General features: G+C 35.3%; 18 protein-coding genes and 1 riboswitch. Of the genes, 16 read left to right on the forward strand and 2 right to left on the reverse strand.

Annotated elements, in window-relative coordinates; translation table 11 throughout:
- Positions 1-71 precede the first annotated feature (71 nt).
- Complete coding sequence (locus H9Q20_RS08375; RefSeq protein ID WP_316248102.1) at positions 72-1937, forward strand: beta-galactosidase; 1866 nt, start codon at positions 72-74, stop codon at positions 1935-1937.
- Between the two features lie 79 nt (positions 1938-2016).
- Here H9Q20_RS08375 and H9Q20_RS08380 read toward each other — a convergent pair whose 3' ends face one another.
- Entirely contained in the window at positions 2017-3345 is a 1329-nt protein-coding gene (locus H9Q20_RS08380) for an O-acetylhomoserine aminocarboxypropyltransferase/cysteine synthase family protein (RefSeq protein WP_124641054.1), read from the reverse strand.
- A 127-nt stretch (positions 3346-3472) separates the two neighbouring features.
- Positions 3473-3574, reverse strand: a riboswitch (SAM riboswitch).
- A gap of 228 nt (positions 3575-3802) precedes the next feature.
- Here H9Q20_RS08380 and H9Q20_RS08385 point away from each other — a divergent pair.
- The 7 genes from H9Q20_RS08385 to H9Q20_RS08415 all read left to right on the forward strand — a co-directional run bounded on the left by H9Q20_RS08385 (position 3803) and on the right by H9Q20_RS08415 (position 9137).
- Positions 3803-6046, forward strand: coding sequence for a family 20 glycosylhydrolase (locus H9Q20_RS08385; RefSeq protein ID WP_187477478.1), 2244 nt, complete (start codon positions 3803-3805; stop codon positions 6044-6046).
- 63 nt (positions 6047-6109) lie between these two features.
- Positions 6110-6712, forward strand: a complete 603-nt coding sequence (locus tag H9Q20_RS08390; protein WP_124642325.1) for a hypothetical protein — start codon at positions 6110-6112, stop codon at positions 6710-6712.
- Between the two features lie 59 nt (positions 6713-6771).
- The gene (locus H9Q20_RS08395) at positions 6772-7299 is read left to right on the forward strand and encodes a hypothetical protein (RefSeq protein WP_187477479.1); all 528 of its coding nucleotides are present in this window, start codon (positions 6772-6774) and stop codon (positions 7297-7299) included.
- Positions 7296-7907, forward strand: coding sequence for a DUF5025 domain-containing protein (locus tag H9Q20_RS08400; protein ID WP_187477480.1), 612 nt, complete (start codon positions 7296-7298; stop codon positions 7905-7907). The genes H9Q20_RS08395 and H9Q20_RS08400 overlap by 4 nt, the downstream gene beginning before the upstream one ends.
- Positions 7908-7918: 11 nt before the next feature.
- A complete protein-coding gene (locus H9Q20_RS08405) occupies positions 7919-8272 on the forward strand; it encodes a hypothetical protein (protein WP_187477481.1) in 354 nt (117 codons plus the stop codon).
- 65 nt (positions 8273-8337) lie between these two features.
- Positions 8338-8865, forward strand: a complete 528-nt coding sequence (locus H9Q20_RS08410) for a hypothetical protein (RefSeq protein WP_187477482.1) — start codon at positions 8338-8340, stop codon at positions 8863-8865.
- Positions 8862-9137 (forward strand): hypothetical protein, encoded by a 276-nt coding sequence (locus H9Q20_RS08415; RefSeq protein WP_410369577.1) that lies wholly within the window; start codon positions 8862-8864, stop codon positions 9135-9137. Before H9Q20_RS08410 ends, H9Q20_RS08415 begins: the two co-directional genes overlap by 4 nt.
- A 6-nt stretch (positions 9138-9143) precedes the next feature.
- Here H9Q20_RS08415 and H9Q20_RS08420 read toward each other — a convergent pair whose 3' ends face one another.
- Complete coding sequence (locus tag H9Q20_RS08420; RefSeq protein WP_187477483.1) at positions 9144-10004, reverse strand: IS5 family transposase; 861 nt, start codon at positions 10002-10004, stop codon at positions 9144-9146.
- A gap of 116 nt (positions 10005-10120) precedes the next feature.
- Here H9Q20_RS08420 and H9Q20_RS08425 point away from each other — a divergent pair, with 116 nt between their 5' ends.
- The 8 genes from H9Q20_RS08425 to H9Q20_RS08460 all read left to right on the forward strand — a co-directional run bounded on the left by H9Q20_RS08425 (position 10121) and on the right by H9Q20_RS08460 (position 20100).
- Positions 10121-10396, forward strand: coding sequence for a hypothetical protein (locus H9Q20_RS08425; protein ID WP_187478623.1), 276 nt, complete (start codon positions 10121-10123; stop codon positions 10394-10396).
- A gap of 80 nt (positions 10397-10476) precedes the next feature.
- Entirely contained in the window at positions 10477-11082 is a 606-nt protein-coding gene (locus tag H9Q20_RS08430) for a hypothetical protein (protein ID WP_187477484.1), read from the forward strand.
- Positions 11083-11162: 80 nt separating this feature from the next.
- On the forward strand, positions 11163-11771 hold the full coding sequence (locus H9Q20_RS08435) for a hypothetical protein (protein WP_187477485.1): 609 nt from the start codon (positions 11163-11165) through the stop codon (positions 11769-11771).
- Positions 11772-11851: 80 nt separating this feature from the next.
- A complete protein-coding gene (locus H9Q20_RS08440; RefSeq protein ID WP_124642318.1) occupies positions 11852-12460 on the forward strand; it encodes a hypothetical protein in 609 nt (202 codons plus the stop codon).
- Positions 12461-12545: 85 nt separating this feature from the next.
- On the forward strand, positions 12546-15728 hold the full coding sequence (locus H9Q20_RS08445) for an esterase/lipase family protein (RefSeq protein WP_187477486.1): 3183 nt from the start codon (positions 12546-12548) through the stop codon (positions 15726-15728).
- A 257-nt stretch (positions 15729-15985) separates the two neighbouring features.
- The gene (locus H9Q20_RS08450; RefSeq protein WP_187477487.1) at positions 15986-16972 is read left to right on the forward strand and encodes a N(4)-(beta-N-acetylglucosaminyl)-L-asparaginase; all 987 of its coding nucleotides are present in this window, start codon (positions 15986-15988) and stop codon (positions 16970-16972) included.
- Between the two features lies 1 nt (position 16973).
- Complete coding sequence (locus tag H9Q20_RS08455; RefSeq protein ID WP_262385495.1) at positions 16974-19439, forward strand: glycoside hydrolase family 2 protein; 2466 nt, start codon at positions 16974-16976, stop codon at positions 19437-19439.
- Positions 19414-20100: a copper homeostasis protein CutC gene (locus H9Q20_RS08460; protein ID WP_241154739.1), complete on the forward strand. Its 687-nt coding sequence runs from the start codon at positions 19414-19416 to the stop codon at positions 20098-20100. Before H9Q20_RS08455 ends, H9Q20_RS08460 begins: the two co-directional genes overlap by 26 nt.
- Positions 20101-20122 lie beyond the last annotated feature (22 nt).

Consider the following 20122-nt stretch of genomic DNA (forward strand, 5'->3'; position numbering starts at 1 on the left):
TACTAAGCCACCTTTTTTAGGTGGCTTTTTTGTTATATTTTTTTATTTTTGAATTTCAAAAAACTTATTCTATGACCATGCGCCTTTATATTGCGTTACTAACTTTATTCTGTACTTTATTTTCGTTTGGGCAGAATACTTCCTCCACTTTTGAAATTAAAAATGGAGAATTTTATTTAAACAATAAAGAATTCAAAATCCATTCTGGTGAACTGCACTATTCCAGAGTTCCTAAAGAATATTGGAAACATCGATTGCTCATGATGAAAGCAATGGGTCTGAATGCTGTTACCACCTATGTTTTTTGGAATTACCATGAAGAAGCTCCCGGAAAATGGAATTGGTCCGGTGAAAAAGATTTAAAGAAATTCATTAAAACAGCACAAGAAATTGGGCTTTTTGTAATCATTCGTCCTGGACCTTATGTCTGTGCCGAATGGGATTTTGGGGGGTATCCATGGTGGTTACAAAATGATAAAAACTTGGAAATCCGAACCGATAACCAGGCTTTTTTAGAAGAATGTAACAAGTACATTGTGCAATTGGCTAAACAAATTAAACCTCTTGAAATTCAAAATGGTGGCCCGGTAATAATGGTTCAGGTGGAAAATGAGTTCGGTTCTTATGCCGTTCAAAGACCCGACATTTCTTTGGATCAGCACAGGACTTATTCCCATAAAATTAAAAAGATGATTGTTGACGCCGGTATTCAGTCCAAATTGTTTACTTCTGATGCCAGTTCTCTTTTCAAAGAAGGATCGGTTTTAGGCGCTTTGCCAACAGCCAATGGTGAAGATGATGTCGATAGACTAAAAAAATCAGTAAACCAATATCACAACAGGCAGGGTCCGTACATGGTTGCAGAGTACTATCCGGGTTGGCTGGATCATTGGGCAGAACCTTTTCCTAGAGTTTCCACAGAAAAGGTAGTGGCTCAGTCCAAAAAATATTTGGACAATGGCGTTTCATTCAATTATTATATGGTACACGGTGGGACTAATTTTGCATTTTGGGCTGGAGCTAATTATGATAATAACCACGACATACAACCCGACCTTACGAGCTACGATTACGATGCACCCATTTCTGAAGCCGGTTGGGCAACTCCTAAATACAATGCACTTAGAGCATTATTTCAATCAAAATCGTCTGAAAAATTTATAGAAGTTCCTAAAGCACAGCCTTTAATTGAGTTTAAAGATATTAAATTCACCAAGTCATTACCCATTTTTGATTTCGTAAAAACCATTAAACCTGTGGTTGCTGCTCAACCTTTGACCTTCGAAACTTTAGGCCAAGGTTACGGTTTCGTTTTGTACAGAACGACCGTAAAAAAATCGGAACAAGGAAAATTATTGATCAAAGGACTTAGGGATTATGCCAACATTTATGTAAACGGAAAATGGGTGGGCGAAGTAAACCGCTACTATAAAAAATACGATTTGGATGTACAAATCCCTGCCAATGCACAATTGGACATCTTGGTAGAAAATATGGGCAGAATAAATTGGGGTGCCGAAATTGTAAACAATCTTAAAGGAATAATTTCACCGGTTTTGTTGAACGATACACCAATTGAAGGGCATTGGGAAATGTACCGTTTGCCTTTTGATAAAATGCCAAAAATGAATACCAATATTCAAGCGTTTGAGGCTCATCAACCCATTATAAAAGAAGCTACTTTTACCTTAAAAGAAGTGGGCGATACCTTTTTGGATATGCGAAATTTTGGTAAGGGCATTGTCTTTGTTAATGGCAGAAACATCGGCAGGTATTGGTCTAAAGTCGGCCCACAATTGACTTTGTATGTGCCGGGAGTATGGTTGAAAAATGGTAAAAATACCGTACAAATTTTCGAACAGATCAACGATACGGATCAAACCTCAATTTCTAGTCAAAAAGAACATATAGTAGATCAATTGGTTTCTAAAAAATAAAAGTAAACACCCGCCTAATCGATGATTGGACGGGTGTTTTGAAAAACAACTATAGGATCATGAATAAGGATTCTAACTTTTACAATGCTTCTTCTAAAATTTCATTTTGGATTTCCACGGTGTTCAAGGCTTGTTCCAGATCTGCGATAATGTCATCGATGTGTTCTATGCCCAAACTCAGTCGGATTTGTCCTGGAAGAATGCCGGCCTCCAATCGTTCTTGTTCCGACAATTGTTCGTGGGTGGTCGATGCCGGATTGATGATAAGTGTTTTCGCATCGCCCACATTGGCAAGGTGAGACACCAGTTGCAGATGATCGATCAATTGAACGGCACTTTCTCGCCCTCCTTTTATTTCAAAGTTAAGCACACCTCCAAAACCGTTTTTAAAATATTTTTTTGCGTTTTCGTAATCTGGGAATGTTTCCAAACCTGGGTACAATACATTTTTTATTTTAGGATGATTTTGTAGATACTTGGCAATTTTCAATGCGTTTTCCACCGTTCTCTCCACTCTCAACGATAGGGTTTCTACGCCGTGCAACAATAGGAAAGAGTTGAAAGGTGAGATTGCTGGGCCAAAGTCTCTAAGCCCTTCGACTCTGGCTTTTATGATGAAAGCAATGTTTCCAAATTGAGAATTGACTCCAAATACATCCGAGAAAACCAATCCGTGATACCCTTCTGAAGGTTCAGAGAATTGTGGGAATTTGCCGCTTCCCCAATCAAAGTTTCCTCCATCAATAATAATTCCTCCAATCGATGTTCCATGTCCACCAATCCACTTAGTAGCCGATTCTACAACAATGTTTGCGCCATGCTCAATGGGTCTGAACAGATAACCGCCGGCACCAAAAGTATTGTCAACAATCAGCGGGATGCCGTGTTTTTTTGCCACTTCCGAAATGGCATCAAAATCTGCAACATTCAATGTTGGGTTGCCAATGGTTTCTAGATAAATGGCTTTGGTATTTTCATCAATTAATTCCTCAAAATTTTCAGGTTGATCATCGTTTGCAAATCGAGCCTCAATGCCCAATTTTTTTAAAGAAACTTTAAACTGATTGTGACTGCCTCCATAAATGTAAGGTGAGCTCACAAAATTATCGCCTGCTTGCAGGATGTTGGTCAGTGCCAAAAATTGTGCAGAATGTCCCGAAGCGGTTGCCAAAGCTGCAACGCCTCCGTGCAAAGCCGCTAATCTTTTTTCCAAAACATCGGTAGTCGGGTTCATCAATCGGGTGTAGATGTTTCCAAATTCTTTCAGACCAAAAAGATTGGCTGCATGTTCTGCCGAGTTGAAAACATAAGATGCCGTTTGGTACAACGGTACAGCTCTGGAATTGGTGTCTTTGTCCACAGGTTGACCTGCGTGTACTTGCAAGGTTTCGAATTTTAAATTGCTCATAGTATAAATTATTTTAGGTTAATTTCTATTATTCGCAACTTATCCTGAATTCATCGGAAAAAAAATACTCTTCCGACAAGTCGAAAGAGTAGGATATAGTTTTGTATAACTATCGTACTGATTTTCGGACCTATCTTTCCCAAATTTTTGGGTTGAATGTGGCACCTTATCTTTCGACAGGTTGCCAAGGTTTCATCGGGTCAAGTCCCTCCACCTTTCTGGATAAGTTGTTCATTTATTTCTAAATGACGATGCAAATTAAGTACATATTTTTTGAATATTCAAAATTATTTTGCGTTTTTTTTGAAAAATTTTTAAATATTCTTAAAAAAAAGCATTCTGTTTGGACAGCCTTTTGTTTGAGGGTTTCCTTATTTAATCGTATTTGAATAGCGTTTTTTTCGCATTTTATTTTTTCCAAAAGATGTATCTTTAGGCTTTAATAAAATCACATAAAATGATTAGATTCGTACTCGTTCTCATGGTTTTTGCTTTTCAAAACCTCTATGCTCAAAATGATCTTATACCACAGCCCAAATCGTTATTTTTGGAAAAAGGTGAACTGAAAATTGGTAATAATTGGGTTATAAATGCTAAAGAATTTCCTAAAGAAGCACACTATTTGGAAGATTTTTTAAAACTGAATTTGAAACAAAATGTCGAGCAATCTAACTTGAGTGTTCAAGGAATTCCGAATATTATTTTAAAATCAAATTTAAAATTAAAAGAAGATTCTTACTCCTTGTCGGTTGGTAAAACTGTGGTTATAGAAGCTAAAAACGGTAAAGGAATTTTTTATGGCATTCAAACTTTAATACAGTTGATTCATGAAAATTTAGGTAAAGGTAAAATGTCCTATCTAAAAATTGAAGATCATCCGGATTTTCAGTGGAGAGGAATGCATTTGGATTGTACCAGACATTTTTTCCCTAAAGAATTTGTGAAAAAATACATCGATTTTATAGCGATGTACAAAATGAATACCTTCCATTGGCACCTTACCGATGACCAAGGTTGGAGAATTGAAATCAAAAAATATCCCAAACTTACAGAGCATGGAGCTTGGAGAAACGGTTCCATGATTGGAGCATACAGCGAGCAAAAATTCGATAACGAAAGATACGGTGGATATTACACGCAAGAAGAAATAAAAGAAATTGTAAAATATGCTGCTGATAGACATGTAACCATTGTTCCGGAGATCGAAATGCCCGGACACGCCGTTGCAGCTATTTCGTCTTACCCTTGGTTAGGTTGTACTGGTAAGCAAATCCCTGTTGAAAATAAATGGGGCGTTTTCGAAGATGTTTTTTGTCCGAAAGAAGAAACTTTCCAATTTCTAGAAAATGTATTGACAGAAGTGATGGAGTTGTTCCCATCCAAAACCATACACATTGGTGGCGATGAATGTCCAAAAGAAAATTGGAAAAAATGCGAACATTGCCAAGCTCTTATTAAAAAATATAATTTGAAAGACGAACACGGTTTGCAAAGTTATTTTGTACAAAGGATAGAAAAATTCCTTAATTCCAAAGGAAGAAAAATAATCGGTTGGGACGAAATACTGGAAGGAGGTCTTGCTCCAAATGCTGCCGTAATGTCGTGGAGAGGTTTTGAAGGTGGGATAGAAGCCGCAAAACAAAAACATTTCGTGGTGATGACTCCCGGAGATTATTGCTATTTCGATCACTACCAAGGCGATCCAAAAAACGAACCTCTCGCTTTTGGAGGGAAAACAACGGTAGAAAAAGTATATTCCTTCAACCCAATTCCTAAAGAAATAAATGAGGATGAAAAAAAATATATTTTAGGCGCACAAGCCAATCTTTGGACCGAATATATATTGGACTCCAAACATGTAGAGTATATGGTTTTCCCTAGAATAGCTGCTTTGTCCGAAGTGTTGTGGGGTAAAAAATCGGATTACGACGAGTTTCAAAAAAGATTGTTTAGACATTTTTCTTTGTTGGATATTTTGGGTATTAAGTACAGTAAGTCTATTTTTGAGGTGACGGGAAGTCCTGTTCCTTCTGGAAATCAAGCATCAACAAAATACGCTCTTAAAGGTTTTGATGGTACAAATGGGATTTTTTATACCTTAGATGGTACTGTTCCAAGTTTACATTCGACACCGTATTCAACCCCCATTTCGATTGATAAAACTTCAATGCTTCAAGCGGCATATTTTGAAAATGGATCCATGAAATCTAAAGTTTTTAGCCAAGATTTTGTAGTAACGAAATCAACGGGTAAAAAAGTGATTTTAGAGCATCAACCCAGCGAGAAATATTATTCTTGGGGTGCTCAGACTTTAACAGATGGTATACAAGGAGATCCTGCAGAATTTCGCTCGGACTGGTTGGGATTTTCAGGGGATAATGCTGTAATGACTGTGGATTTACAAAATCCAACTGAATTTTCTAACTTGAAAATCAACTTCATAAGAGGTCATGAAAACTGGATTCATCTGCCACAGTTGGTTGCAATTTTTGTTTCTGATGACGGAATTAAATTTAACAAAATAAAAGAAATTTCAAAAGCTGAAATAGCCGAAACTATTGGAAAATTGACTGTTAAATTACCAAAGCAGAAAGCTCGTTTTGTAAAAGTAATTGCTCAGAACACCAATAAAATTCCTGATGGATTTGCAGGTTCAGGATACCCGGCTTGGTTGTTTGTTGATGAAGTTTCTATTGAATAGTTGGGTGGTTTCATTTTTTCGTAAATTGTACATTTGAAGAAATAATTTTATAACCAAATAGATATGAAAACAGTATTTTACATACTATCGTTTATAACTCTCATGAGTTGTAGCAGAGATAGTGAAAACACAAAAAATCCTACATTTACATTGCCACCCGAAACGCAAGTGGGTGCTAATACTTTTGGCGTAACAATTAATGGTAAAGTCTATATACCCAGAGACCCAACCGGTGTTAGCGTAGGACCAACTGCAAAGGGAGTAATCTTTTGGGGAGCACCTGACAATGTGTCTTGGAATGAAATTGAAGTTGTTGATGGGGCTAGCTCTGTTGGTTTTCAGATGATTATCCATTTGCAAAATTTTAATTCTATTGGTACAGGGAATTTCGTATTAAAACAAAGTAATTTTCAAAAAGGAATAGATAGTACGCCAAATAACCATATTTATTTTAAAATATGGGATAGTAATATTAGTAACTATGCTTATTATGGTTCTGTTGAAAACTTTGGAAACACAATGATTACTAGAAATTCTAATGGAATAGTTTCAGGGAATTTTTCAGGGAAATTTGCTCGATATGATAATCCAAATGAAATTATAACAATTACAGATGGGAGATTTGATATAAATACTTTCACTTTACCAAACCACCCATTTCCATAAAAATAATAGATAACGATAATTGCCTCTCAAATTAAAAATAACCTAACAAATTAAAAATCATGAAAAAAATCTATATTCTTCTTGCTTTTTGTCTTCTACTTTCCCATGTCAAAGCACAAGGCAACGCAACTATTCAGCAAACAGAAAATATCCCTAATTGGTCAAATATGCTATCCAATTTAGACACCTCTCAAATAACTTCCGGGGTTTTAATTGATAAAGTAACTACTTTTGCTAACATCATCAATTATAATACAACAGAAATAAATGTTTCTCATAGTTCGCATTTTAGCCAAGCGTTAAGCGAATTATACAGAGCTTCTGACCAAACAAAGTTCATAAGTTTAACAGAATTAAAAAATAGAACAGTAGCAACCACTGCTAATAATTCGGTTGATATAGGCATTATTAATACAACATTCCATAAACTCAATTTTAACGAAGAAAATCCTTCTGTTGGTGGGGTAACTTACAATGAAACCACCTCGAAATATGTTGCCGTTTCGGGGAGTGCTTATGACTACAATCATGCAAAAGACACCAATTTTCTTACTATCTTTAAACGACCTAAATACAATATATTATGAAAACAGTAATTTACATCCTATCGTTTATAACTCTTATGAGTTGTAGCAGAGATAGTGAAAATACAAAAAATCCTACGATTACATTGCCAGCCGAAACACAAGTGGGTGCTAATACTTTTGGCGTAACAATTAATGGTAAAGTCTATATACCCAGAGACCCAACCGGTGTTAGCGTAGGACCAACTGCAAAGGGAATAATATTTTGGAGGTCACCTGATCTTCAACATACCTATGATGAGCTTGAAATTAAAGACGGTGCGAGTTCCACAGGATTTAAAATGATAATTCATTTGCAAAATTTATTTCAAATAGGTCAAGGAGAATATATTTTAAAACAAAGTAATTTTCATAATGGAATAGATAGCATTCCTTTTAATCATATTTATTTTAAAATTTGGGACAGTAATATTAGTAATTATGCGTATTATGGCTCTATTGAAAATCTTGGCTCAATAAATGTAACAAGATATGATTTTGCTAATAGAATTTTTTCTGGAAATTTTTCAGGGAAATTTGTTAGATATGACAATCCCAACGATTATATTATTATAACCGATGGGAGGTTTGATATTAATTGGAATACTATACAAAACCACCCATTTCCATAAACATCCAAATTATGAAAAAAATAATCCCTTTTTGTCTTATTTGGCTGCTCATTTTTACTTCTTGTGTTACTACAAAAGTGAATTCCAGCAATAAAAATAACTATTCCGTTCTGAAAGAAAACAAAACATACATAATCAAAACTAAAAGCAAAGGTAATATCAGACAGTTTATATTTAAGAATTCTACTGGCAACAGCATAATTGGAGTGTATCAAAACAAAGAACTACAGATTAGCAAAGATGATATTTTAAAAATCAATAAACTCAGTTTAGGAAAAACAATCCCGGTTGTTTTTGTAGGCTTATTAATTGGTGGTTTTTCAATTTATATGACAAACAGTCCTGTTTTTTTTAATACAAACTAACAAAAATAAATGAGATAACGATAATTACCTCTCAAATTAAAAAGTAACCTAACAAATTAAAAATCATGAAAAAAATCTATATTCTTCTTGCTTTTTGTCTTCTACTTTCCCATGTCAAAGCACAAGGCAATCCAACAATACAGCAAACAGAAAATATTCCTAATTGGCCAAATATGCTATCCGATTTAGACACCTCTCAAATAACTTCCGGGGTTTTAATTGATAAAGTAACCACTTTTGCTAACATCATCAATTATAATACTACCGAGAGTAATATTTCTAGTAACCAACACTTTCTCCAAGCGTTAAGCGAATTGTACAGAGCTTCCGACCAAACAAGGTTTGTAAGTTTATCAGAATTAAAAAATAGAACTACATCAACCACTGCTAATAATTCGGTTGATATAGGCATTATTAATACAACATTCCATAAACTCAATTTTAACGAAGAAAATCCTTCTGCTGGTGGGGTAACTTACAATGAAACCACCTCAAAATATGTTGCCGTTTCGGGAAGAGCTTATGACTACAATCATGCAAAAGACACCAATTTTCTTACTATCTTTAAACGACCTAAATACAATATATTATGAAAAATCTAATCTTAACGCTGGTTTTTGCTCTAGCTTTTCTGGGATGCGACCGAAATAGTGGAGAAAACGAATACAACCCACAATTACCGCCTATTACCCAAACCGGAGCAAATACTTTTGGTGCAATTATTAACGGTAAAGTAATGGTGCCTAGAAATTCTATAGGATATGTTCCACCTGGAAGTGATCACTATCCAGTAAAACGCTCCTCATCAAGTGAATATGAAGATATTTTTGCAACAGATGGAAGAAGTAATATGGGTGCTATATGAAGTCATTTAAACTTTTTTTGGATTAAATTTTTTGAGAGCAATTATAATAAATGCTAGATAGTTAAATCCTAACCAACTGGAAACCGTTGTATCAAACCTGTTGAGTAACGACCTAAAACTATCCATCCAGGCGTTAGTTCTTTCAATTGTATATCTTTGATTATAAAGCTCTTGGTCGAAATATTCTTCTCTATCTACATTTCCATTTCGTTTGTTAAAACAAATATTAGCATTAATCTCTTTTTTCTCACAGCTTAGTCTAAACTCTTTAGAATCAAAGCCAGCATCTGCATTAAGGAAAAGTCCCTCAACAGCAATATCGGCATCTTTTAAAGTTGATGTTACAACTTCAAATTGAACCTCAATATTATACAGGTCATTATGGTTGCCTGCTACAGGGTTAGAAATAGCAAGTGGTAATCCTTGTCTATCGCTCAAATATAACGCATTGGTTGTTTTACGCTTTTTCCTGCCTTGATATTCAACTTCTTCACCTCCTCGCAACGTTGAAGTGTGACTGCCGTCAAAGTCAACACTAGAAAGGTCTAACATTGATTTGTTTTTTCTCAAAACAGCTATCCAACATTGCTTGAAAACAGCATTGGAACACCATTTTCGATAGTGATAATAGACCGATTCCCAACTTAAAACAACATCTTCAAAAAGTGCTTTTACAGGTAATTGATGCCATTGAACTCCTGTTTTTAACTTATAGAGAATGGCATTTATAATTTCTTCTAAGGGAACCGTAACTTGAAATCCTCGCTTTGGCAAAGGAATATGTGGGACAATCTCTGTTTTTATAATATCTTTGTCGAGTACACTGTACATAAGGGTTGATTTTGAAATGATTATGTTTTGCAACACAAATTTCTACAACCCTTTTTTATTTTACAAAAAAGTTTAAATCACTTCTATATATATATATATATATATATATCAAAAATATCTATAATCTATACCCAATAAAAGTTGAGAACTATATGATTGGACAAAGTGATGGGGCATGGAGTAATGTTACCGCTTCAAATACCCTTATTACGGCTAGAGTATTTAATTCAAATACTTCGGAATACAATATTTATCTATCGATTCCCAATACAGGTAGTATTAATGTTACCAAAAGCGACCTAAACATTATTTCGGGCACTTTTTCGTGCAAACTAAAAAACAAGGACGACCCAAACGATATTATAGAAATAACGGATGGCCGATTCGATTTTGATAGAAATACCATTAACACAACTAATTTTCCGTAAAAATAAAGGGCAATTACTGTTGCCCTCCATAATATAAACAATTACTACTCAATATAACAATCATTTAATATTACAAAATTATGAAAAGCACAATTTTAATTTTAACAACTTTTTTCTTACTTGCTTGTAAAGAAAGAAGCAACGAAGAGGAAAAACCTTATGACCCACAATTACCACCAATAACCATGGTGGGAGCAAACACATTTGGCTGTAAAATAAACGGCGTAGTAATGGTACCCAGAAACTCTATTGGATATGTACCACCAGGAAGTAATCACTATCCAGTATGGACACAAAAAGGAATAGATAATGAATATAAATTTATTCAAGCGGCTGATTTAAGAGAAACTAAACGAGGTGGAGTTTTTTTGTATTTGCAAAATACTGTAGGCTCTACTATTTTCCAATCTGGTGATTACCCAATATTTGACGGTATTACTCCAAGTTATTTGAATGACAACTATAATAACTATATCTATGTTACTGTCTACAAGAATGGTGTTGCTAATAATTATAAATCTATTGCTGGTACCGGTAAAATTACTTTATCTGTTAATTCTAACTTAATTTGTTCAGGAACTTTTAATTGCAAAGCAAAAAATGTAAACGACCCAAATGACATTATAGAAATTACTGATGGAAGATTTGATTTTGGTGTGAATATTAATACCACCAATTTCCCATAAAAGTAAGAGGGCAATTGCCGTTGCCCTCTATACTATAAACAATTACTATACAATATGAACCCCTAAATAAGAACAAAATTATGAAAAGTACAATTTTAATTTTAGCTATTTTTTTCTTACTTGCTTGTAAAGAAAGAACCAACGAAGAGGACAAACCTTATGACCCACAACTACCACCAATAACCATGGTGGGTGCAAACACCTTTGGCTGTAAAATAAACGGCGTAGTAATGGTGCCTAGAAATTCTATTGGATATGTACCACCCGGAAGTAATCATTATCCAGTAATAAATTTAAATGGTATCAATAATGAATACACCTATATACAAGCGGCAGATCTTAGAGAAACAAATAGAGGAGGTGTTTTTCTCTATTTACAAAATACAGCAGGAACTCCTACCTTCCAAGTAGGAGAATATGATATATTTGATGGTATCTCCCCAAGTTTTCTAAATGACAACTATAATAACTATATCTATGTGACAGCATACAAAAATGGTGTTGCTAATAATTATAAATCTATTGCAGGTATCGGTAAAATTATAATAACTAAAAACGAAAATTCAATTTTTTCAGGTACATTTTCGTGCAAAGTAAAGAATGTAAGCAATTCCAGTGATATAATTGACATTACAGAAGGGAGATTTGATATTAACAAATCTAATATTAATACCACCAATTTCCCATAAAAGTAAGAGGGCAATTGCCGTTGCCCTCTATACTATAAACAATTACTATACAATATGAACCCCTAAATAAGAACAAAATTATGAAAAGCACAATTTTAATTTTAGCTGTTTTTTTCTTACTTGCTTGTAAAGAAAGAACCAACGAAGAGGACAAACCTTATGACCCACAATTACCACCAATAACTATGGTAGGAGCAAACACCTTTGGCTGTAAAATAAACGGCGTAGTAATGGTACCTAGAAATTCTATTGGATATGTACCACCCGGAAGTAATCACTATCCGGTAATTGGTAGAGAAGGTGTTAATAGTGAATATCTATACATACAAGCTGCAGATCTTAGAGAAACAAATAGAGGCGGGGTTTTTATATACTTGCAAAACACAACAGGAGCTACGACATTCCAAATAGGAGACTATCCAATTTACGATGGCATAGCACCAAGCTTTTTCAATGACAATTATAAAAATTACATTTATATAACTGCCTACAAAAATGGAGTACCTCATAATTATAAATCCATAGTAGGTAGTGGAAAAATAACAATTTCAAAAAATGAAAATTCAATTTTTTCAGGTACATTTTCTTGTAAAGTGAAAAATGTAAATGATGAAAACGACATTATTGATATTACGGATGGTAGATTTGATTTTAATAAAACAAATATGAACACAACTAATTTTCCTTAAAAAATCAAAAGAGGAGAATTGCAGTTCTCCTCAGATAAAATAAATAATTAAGCATTTACAGATTAACCATTTAATTTTCAAAATTATGAAAAAACTTTCATTTTTATTCCTCGTATTTTGGCAACTCGCTTTATGGGGACAGACCAATTGGGATACTGCTATTTCCCAAATCTATACTCCCACTACGGGGTTTTCAGCCCAGAAGGTATTGCTCGACAGAGCACCTATTTTTGCGGATTTGTATAATTTTAACAATACCGATTTCAATACCTGTAACGCTCAACATTTTAAGCAAGGGTTATCAGAATTGAAAATTGCGTCTAATAACCAGTATTTTACAAATTTCAATTCATTTCCAAATTTCACAAGCGAGATAGAAACTGCAACCACCATCCCAATTGGGATAATAAGCACTCCGTGTGCTTATCTCAATTACGATGAAGAAAACAACAGCAATGGAAATTTAAAATTGGTAAACGGTATTTTTACCCCTATCAGCTCTTTTGTGTCTAATTTTATAGAAAAAGAATTGTTGTTGGTATCTCCTTTATATCCTGCTTTTACCAGTGAAACAGATAGCTTTTTGTTCAAAATAAATCCTGACCAATGGTATCAGTATGGCAATCCCATCAAAAAATTAGAAGCCAATTTTGACGATGGCGTTTTTCGTTCTTTAATAGACAATTCGGTGATTATCCAAAATGGAATCAATGTGAACATCCCTATTGCTACTAATACCATAAAAAAACAAGAAATTAATTTCAGAATAACTTATGAAAATAATATGGTAAAAACAACCAATGCTACAATCTTATTAAGTAAAAAGAACAATACACCCTCCACCACAAAGGCGGGAGCTTGTGCTGTTTCTAATTTGATAAAATATCGTTCTACAATTGCCGACTCACAAGGTATAAAAGGAGGATTAGAGTACAAGGTTTATTACGGAAATAACAATTCCACCTGCGATGTGAGAAAGCCCATCATAATAGTAGATGGTTTCGACCCGGGAGATAAAAGAAGAATTGATTTTCAAGATTGCCAAAACGATGCGAGATGTTTAGAAATGAATCCAGGAATTAATCAGCAAAATTATAAATCCATTGAGAAACTTATGGAATACTCAAGTACATCGCAATTACCCACCTCTTTAATCGACAAACTCAACACAGAAAATTACGATGTAATTTTGGTAAACTTCCCTTATTACTATAAGGTTGATGGCAATACAACAAGTGGGGAAATATGTGCGGGTGCAGATGATATTACGAGAAATGGCAAAACAGTAGCGTCTTTTATCCAAACAATTAACACGAATCTACAAAATGTTGGTAGTACAGAGAAATTAGTTGTCATGGGTCCAAGTATGGGCGGTCTTATAACACGATACGCATTGGCATATTTAGAAAAAAACAATATCAATACCAATACAAAACTTTGGGTTTCTATGGATAGTCCACACCAAGGAGCCAATATTCCGATTTCTGTGCAAGGTGATATTTTCTTTCTCGGTAAAAAACTGAAAAATAATACTGCCGAAAAACAATATGACGAACTTCTACACTCCAAAGCTGCCGAACAAATGCTTATAGATATAGTGGATCATAATGGAAATGCTGTTAAAAATCAAAACAATGTTACATTTTTAAATGAACTAAAATCGAACGGAGTTTCCAATTCTAATGGCTATCCTGTGTTAAACGGTATAAAGAAAGTTTCTATAACTAACGGCTCATTAGCCGGAAATAATAATACAGTACCAAGTCAGGTTTTTTTGGATGTTGCCGCAAGTGTAAGGATAAAACTATTAGGAATAAGGGTAGGTAGGAAAAGAATATTTAAAATTGAAAACAGATTTATGCCACCCTACAATCAATTTACGAATGCAACAAATCCTATTATTTTTAATTTAGGAAGAAATCCAGATCAAAACATTAATGAAACAATATATAGTCTAGCTCACTCAAATACGGGAGCTACCATTTTTAATCCAATAGTCATTACAAACCTTGCTTACATCAATAATTTTGATGGTTCAATGGATGCTGTTCCAGGTGGAACTAATAACTCTGCTAATGACTTAAAAGAGGAGGTAGTTAATTCTCTCAGTACTCAAGATGCCTCATCTAACCAGTTTGTCAGCATTATTACAACCGCATCAAATTTAATTGTCAACCTGAACACTCCAAATCCAAATACTGTAATATCCCCCCAAGCATTTATCCCCATGCACTCTGCATTAGACACGGCTGGATTTCCAAATTGGTATCAACCAATCAATAAAAACATTTCATGTACAGGACAGACAAAATTTGATAGTTTCTATGGCGAAAACTATAATATGGAACATATTTCTTTTACAAAAAATATGGTAGATTGGTTGATGAAAAATTTAACCATAGGGTTACAAGCACCTCATTTTCCTATTCTCGATAGCTCATTACAAGGTCCTGCTAATATTTGTGTAAACACCAATACAACTTATACATTCGGTGATATTTGCAAAGTGCCAAGTGCAGCAACTTGGTCTGTAAGTGGTAATTTGGAAATAGTAAGCCAGACAGGTTTGGGAGTTACTGTAAAAGGTACATATAATGGTGTTGGCGTTATATCGGCGGTTTTTCAAAACGGTCAAGTTGTAGAAAAAGAAATTTGGGTAGGTGCTCCGGTTTTCAAAGACTTTAATTTTATAAACAATACGGGCGTTTCCTATTGTTTGGCTCCAACAGATCAATTGAAAATAGATTTGCCTACCGATAAAGTGGTTGCTAATTTTGCAGGTATGACATCATTGGATATTTTTAATAACAACAATTGGGAGTGGCAAAGAAGTAATAATCTAATCATCATCAACTCATCAACAGATAAAAATACCCGTACAATTTGTCCGATGGGACCGGGATTTTCGAGCTTCAAAGTAAGAGCCAAAAACGCTTGCGGTTGGAGTGAATGGTACGAAATTCCAGAATTCGAAATCACTGCATTGCCTCCAGGTATATTTATGAAACAATCTGCCAATACCTTTACCGTTTTTCCAAATCCATCGAATGATATGGTGTATATCGGATTGAAAGATACTACCAAAAAACCAGAAAAAGAAACCGTAATTACAGGTGAACTTTATGATATTTTAGGGTTCTCGAAAACGAAAGTGAACATCGTAAACAACAAAGCTTCATTTTCGGTAAAAGGTCTAAACAAAGGGATTTACATTTTGAAAATATATATTAATAATCAAGTAGAAAGTCATCAGATTTCAGTTGAGTAACTATTTACCAATACGGCTTATGCAAAATTTGTGTAAGCCGTGTTTTTGTTAATGAAAAACCACAATCAACACAACATTTGCACGACTAAAATAGATATTTAAAATCCCTTAACTGTATTGGTTAAGGGATTTTTTATGTGAAAATGAGCAATTTTTAAGAGAGTTTTTTTACTTTTACAATAAATTCAAAAAAACAAAATTGAGTACGAATGTATTGATTAAAAAATACAATACATTACGACTTGAAATGAATATCCATGGAAAACAGACGAAAATTCATAAAAAAAGCAGGTGTTATTTCTGCTTTTTTGGCTATACAACCTTGGAAAGCAGAGGAGTTGTTACCAAAAGCCAAACCCAAAAAAATAAAACCCATAGTTATTTCGACTTGGGATTTTGGTAAAATTGCCAATGCAGGTGCTTGGGAAGTTTTGGCTAATGGAGGAAAAGCTTTAGATGCAGTAGAAAAAGGGGTAAAAATTACCGAAGCCGACCCTACCGAGAGAAGCGTAGGTTATGGAGGAAGACCCGATAGAGATGGCAAAGTAACCCTAGATGCTTGTATCATGGACGAAAATGCCAATATTGGTTCCGTGGCTTGTCTAGAAAATATTATGCACCCCATTTCTGTCGCCAGAGCCGTGATGGAAAAGACTCCTCATGTGATGTTGGTGGGTGAAGGTGCTTTTGAATTTGCACTCAGTCAAGGATTCAAAAAAGAAAATCTACTCACTCCCGAGTCTGAAAAAGAATGGAAAGAATGGTTGAAAACTTCTCGATATCAACCGGTGGTCAATATCGAAAACCACGATACCATTGGTATGATTGCTTTGGACAAAGACGGAAATCTTTCCGGTGCCTGTACCACTTCGGGTATGGCGTACAAAATGCACGGCAGAGTTGGCGATTCGCCCATTATTGGAGCCGGTTTGTATGTGGATAACGAGGTGGGTGCAGCCACAGCAACCGGACACGGTGAAGAGGTCATTCGTACCTGCGGGTCGCATCTGGTGGTGGAATTGATGCGTCAAGGAAAAACACCGCAACAAGCTTGTGAAGAGGCCGTGAAACGAATTCATAAATTTATTTTGAATAGAAAGAAAAACCCAAAAGACATACAGATTGGTTTTATCGCCCTCAACAAATACGGAGAAACAGGGGCTTTTTGCTTACAAAAAGGTTTCTCGTATGCGCTGAGAACCGATACAGAAGACACGATAATTCAAGGAAAAAGTTTAATTTAAAATGAAAAGATTCACTTCTCTTTTACTCTTTTTTTACGCCATAAATTTCTTTTACACTCAGTCATGGGAAAGGAATTTGTCTTTGGAAAAATGGAATTTTAACCAAGAAGGAAAATCGGAAATTCTCCCGGCAAAAGTTCCCGGAACCGTACACACCGATTTGTACTACAATAAAAAAATAGAAGACCCTTTCTATTCCGACAACGAACAGGAAATACAATGGATAGAAAACGAAAATTGGATTTATACCACTCAGTTTGAAGTTTCTAAAAAGGAATTGAACCAAGATCATATTCAGTTGCAGTTTCTGGGTTTGGATACTTATGCACAGGTTTTTCTCAACGGCAAGAAAATTTTAGCGGCCAATAATTTTTTTAGAACTTGGGAAGTTGATGCTAAAAAACATTTGAATGTTGGAAAGAATGATTTGAAAATTATTTTCAATTCTGCGGTGAAAAAAGGAAAGGAAGAAATGGCCAAACTGCCGTACAAACTTCCGGAAAACGAAAGAGTGTTTGTAAGGAAACCGCAATATCAGTTCGGTTGGGATTGGGGGCCTCGCTTGGTAACCGTCGGAATTTGGAAACCCATTTTGCTCAAATTTTGGAACAATGCCGAAATTATCTCGGTGAAACACCAACAAAAAATTAATAAAGAAAACGCCGAAATTCTTTTTAATATTCTTGTCAACGCTGACAAAACCGGTGTGTACAATTTAACCATCAATAAAAATAAAAAAGAATTTCAACTAAAGAAAGGAGTGAATTCCTTGGATTTTCCGGTGGCAATTACAAACCCTCAACTTTGGTGGACTCACGATTTGGGCACTCCCAATTTGTACCATTTTGAAATTGCTTTGGCAAAAGGTTCAACGGTTTTAAATTCAAAAAATATAAAAATTGGACTCAGAACCATAGAGTTGGTGCAAGAGAAAGACAACGCAGGAAAGAGTTTTTATTTCAAACTCAACGGCAAAAAGCTGTATGCAAAAGGCAGCAACACGATACCTCTGCATTCTTTTTTGCCCACTGTGACGGGTAAAGAGTACGAAAAACTCGTTGGCGAAGCTCTTTTTGCCAACATGAATATGATCCGGGTTTGGGGCGGTGGAATTTACGAAGACGATGCCCTCTACGATTTCTGTGATGAAAAAGGAGTTTTGGTTTGGCAAGATTTTCCTTTTGCCTGTGCCATGTATCCCGGCGATAAAGATTTTTTAGAAAATGTGAAAAAAGAAGTGGTGGACCAAGTTACCCGTTTGCAAAACCACCCAAGCCTTGGGATTTGGTGTGGAAATAATGAGAACGACGAAGGTTGGCACAACTGGGGTTGGCAAAAACAATTGGGATATACAAAGCAAGATTCTACAAAAATTTGGAAGGATTATGTGAAATTATTTCGAGAAATTATCCCCAAAACGCTGGATTCGGTTTCGGCACAAAAACCCATTTATTGGCAGAGTTCTCCTTCCAACGGATGGGGCAGGAAGCAAGCCTACACCGAAGGCGATGTACATTATTGGGGCGTTTGGTGGGGCATGGAGCCTTTTGAAAAATACAAGGAAAAAGTAGGACGATTTGTTTCGGAATACGGCTTCCAAAGTATGCCGCAAGCCAGTACCTTTCAAGCGTTCACCCAAAATTTGAGTTTTGAAGATGCAGGAGTTAGAAACCATCAAAAACACAAAACAGGCTACGAAACCATAAGAACTTATATGGAAAGGGATTTTCCAGTTCCAGAGAAATTTGAAGATTTTATTTACATGTCCCAACTGGTCCAAGCCAGTGGAATGAAAATTGCGATAGAAGCCCACAGGACATCAAAACCGTATAACATGGGATCTTTGTATTGGCAGCTGAACGATGTTTGGCCTGTAACTTCGTGGAGTTCTGTGGATTATTTTGGAAATAGAAAAGCGGCTCATTTCGCCATAAAAAAAGCTTTTGAACCGACATTATTTACCGTAGATTTTAAGGACAATGCCTATAAAATATCCCTCAATCGGGATGACGAATGGGTTGAAGCTGGGCAGTTGACTGTTGTTTTGAAGGATTTTAATGGGAAAATTTTGAAAAATTGGACAAAGAAATCGGAGAGAAAATCCGAACTCGAAAAGATGATTTTACAAATTAACTGCCCGGAACTGAACGGTTTTGATGTGAACAGTTCTTATCTGGAGCTGCTTTGGCAGGGTGATAAAGAAATTCGTCAGAACTATTTTTTTGTTGCTCCAAAATTCTTAAATTTAACAAAAGCCAATGTTCAAATAAAAAAAATAAATCGTCATAGCATAGCAGTTACAACAGATAAATTGGTAAAAGGTTTGTATTTGGAAAATTTATACGGAAATTTGTCTGATAATTATTTTGATCTTGGTGCCGGTGAAACCAAAATTATTACCGCTCCACACGAAATCGAGATCAAAAATATGAAGTCGTTGAATGATTTTATTCAACCTAAAAAATAAAATAGAAATGTTAGAAATCGCTTGTTTTGAAATCACTTCTGCCGAAATGGCTTTGCAATCTTCTGTGGATAGGATTGAGTTTTGCACCGAGCAACAAGAAGGTGGGCTGACTCCTGATTTGGAAGAATTTCGTTATCTAAAATCCAAATATGCCACACCCATCCATGTTATGATTCGTCCGGTTGGTGGCGGTTTTAATTATTCCGATGCCGAGTTCGAAGAGATGAAAAAGGAATTGATCGCCTTTAGAGACGCCGGTGCCGATGGTTTCGTATTCGGAATATTGAAAGGAAATCATGAAGTGGATGTCGATAGAAATAAAATCTTAGTACAGTTGTCGGAAGGCAGACCCTGTGTGTTTCACAGAGCAATCGATAGAACTCCGGATGTATTTTCGGCAATGGAGGATTTGGTGAACTGTGGTTTTTCTGAAGTGCTCACCTCTGGTGGGAAATCCTCGGCAATGGAAGGAAAAGAAACTTTGAAAAAAATGATTGATCGCTACAACGATACGGTGAAAATCCTAATTGGAGGTGGTGTTCGGTCTGGAAATATCGATGAGTTGAAATCCTCAACCGGTGGCAAAAGATTTCATTCAGCAGCCATTTTGCCCTATGAAAGTTTTGTGAACATCGACGAAATAAAAAAGCTAAAACACTAAACATAAACTTAAACTTAAAAAC

It is taken from the genome of Amniculibacterium sp. G2-70 (assembly GCF_014353055.1).
GTDB classification, from domain to species: domain Bacteria; phylum Bacteroidota; class Bacteroidia; order Flavobacteriales; family Weeksellaceae; genus Amniculibacterium; species Amniculibacterium aquaticum.

Bases quoted from the DNA above. Each gene is read 5' to 3' on its own strand.
- H9Q20_RS08375 (WP_316248102.1), top strand. From the start codon at position 72: ATGACCATGCGCCTTTATATTGCGTTACTAACTTTATTCTGTACTTTA.
- H9Q20_RS08380 (WP_124641054.1), bottom strand. From the start codon at position 3,345: ATGAGCAATTTAAAATTCGAAACCTTGCAAGTACACGCAGGTCAACCT.
- H9Q20_RS08385 (WP_187477478.1), top strand. From the start codon at position 3,803: ATGATTAGATTCGTACTCGTTCTCATGGTTTTTGCTTTTCAAAACCTC.
- H9Q20_RS08390 (WP_124642325.1), top strand. From the start codon at position 6,110: ATGAAAACAGTATTTTACATACTATCGTTTATAACTCTCATGAGTTGT.
- H9Q20_RS08395 (WP_187477479.1), top strand. From the start codon at position 6,772: ATGAAAAAAATCTATATTCTTCTTGCTTTTTGTCTTCTACTTTCCCAT.
- H9Q20_RS08400 (WP_187477480.1), top strand. From the start codon at position 7,296: ATGAAAACAGTAATTTACATCCTATCGTTTATAACTCTTATGAGTTGT.
- H9Q20_RS08405 (WP_187477481.1), top strand. From the start codon at position 7,919: ATGAAAAAAATAATCCCTTTTTGTCTTATTTGGCTGCTCATTTTTACT.
- H9Q20_RS08410 (WP_187477482.1), top strand. From the start codon at position 8,338: ATGAAAAAAATCTATATTCTTCTTGCTTTTTGTCTTCTACTTTCCCAT.
- H9Q20_RS08415 (WP_410369577.1), top strand. From the start codon at position 8,862: ATGAAAAATCTAATCTTAACGCTGGTTTTTGCTCTAGCTTTTCTGGGA.
- H9Q20_RS08425 (WP_187478623.1), top strand. From the start codon at position 10,121: ATGATTGGACAAAGTGATGGGGCATGGAGTAATGTTACCGCTTCAAAT.
- H9Q20_RS08430 (WP_187477484.1), top strand. From the start codon at position 10,477: ATGAAAAGCACAATTTTAATTTTAACAACTTTTTTCTTACTTGCTTGT.
- H9Q20_RS08435 (WP_187477485.1), top strand. From the start codon at position 11,163: ATGAAAAGTACAATTTTAATTTTAGCTATTTTTTTCTTACTTGCTTGT.
- H9Q20_RS08440 (WP_124642318.1), top strand. From the start codon at position 11,852: ATGAAAAGCACAATTTTAATTTTAGCTGTTTTTTTCTTACTTGCTTGT.
- H9Q20_RS08445 (WP_187477486.1), top strand. From the start codon at position 12,546: ATGAAAAAACTTTCATTTTTATTCCTCGTATTTTGGCAACTCGCTTTA.
- H9Q20_RS08450 (WP_187477487.1), top strand. From the start codon at position 15,986: ATGGAAAACAGACGAAAATTCATAAAAAAAGCAGGTGTTATTTCTGCT.
- H9Q20_RS08455 (WP_262385495.1), top strand. From the start codon at position 16,974: ATGAAAAGATTCACTTCTCTTTTACTCTTTTTTTACGCCATAAATTTC.
- H9Q20_RS08460 (WP_241154739.1), top strand. From the start codon at position 19,414: ATGATTTTATTCAACCTAAAAAATAAAATAGAAATGTTAGAAATCGCT.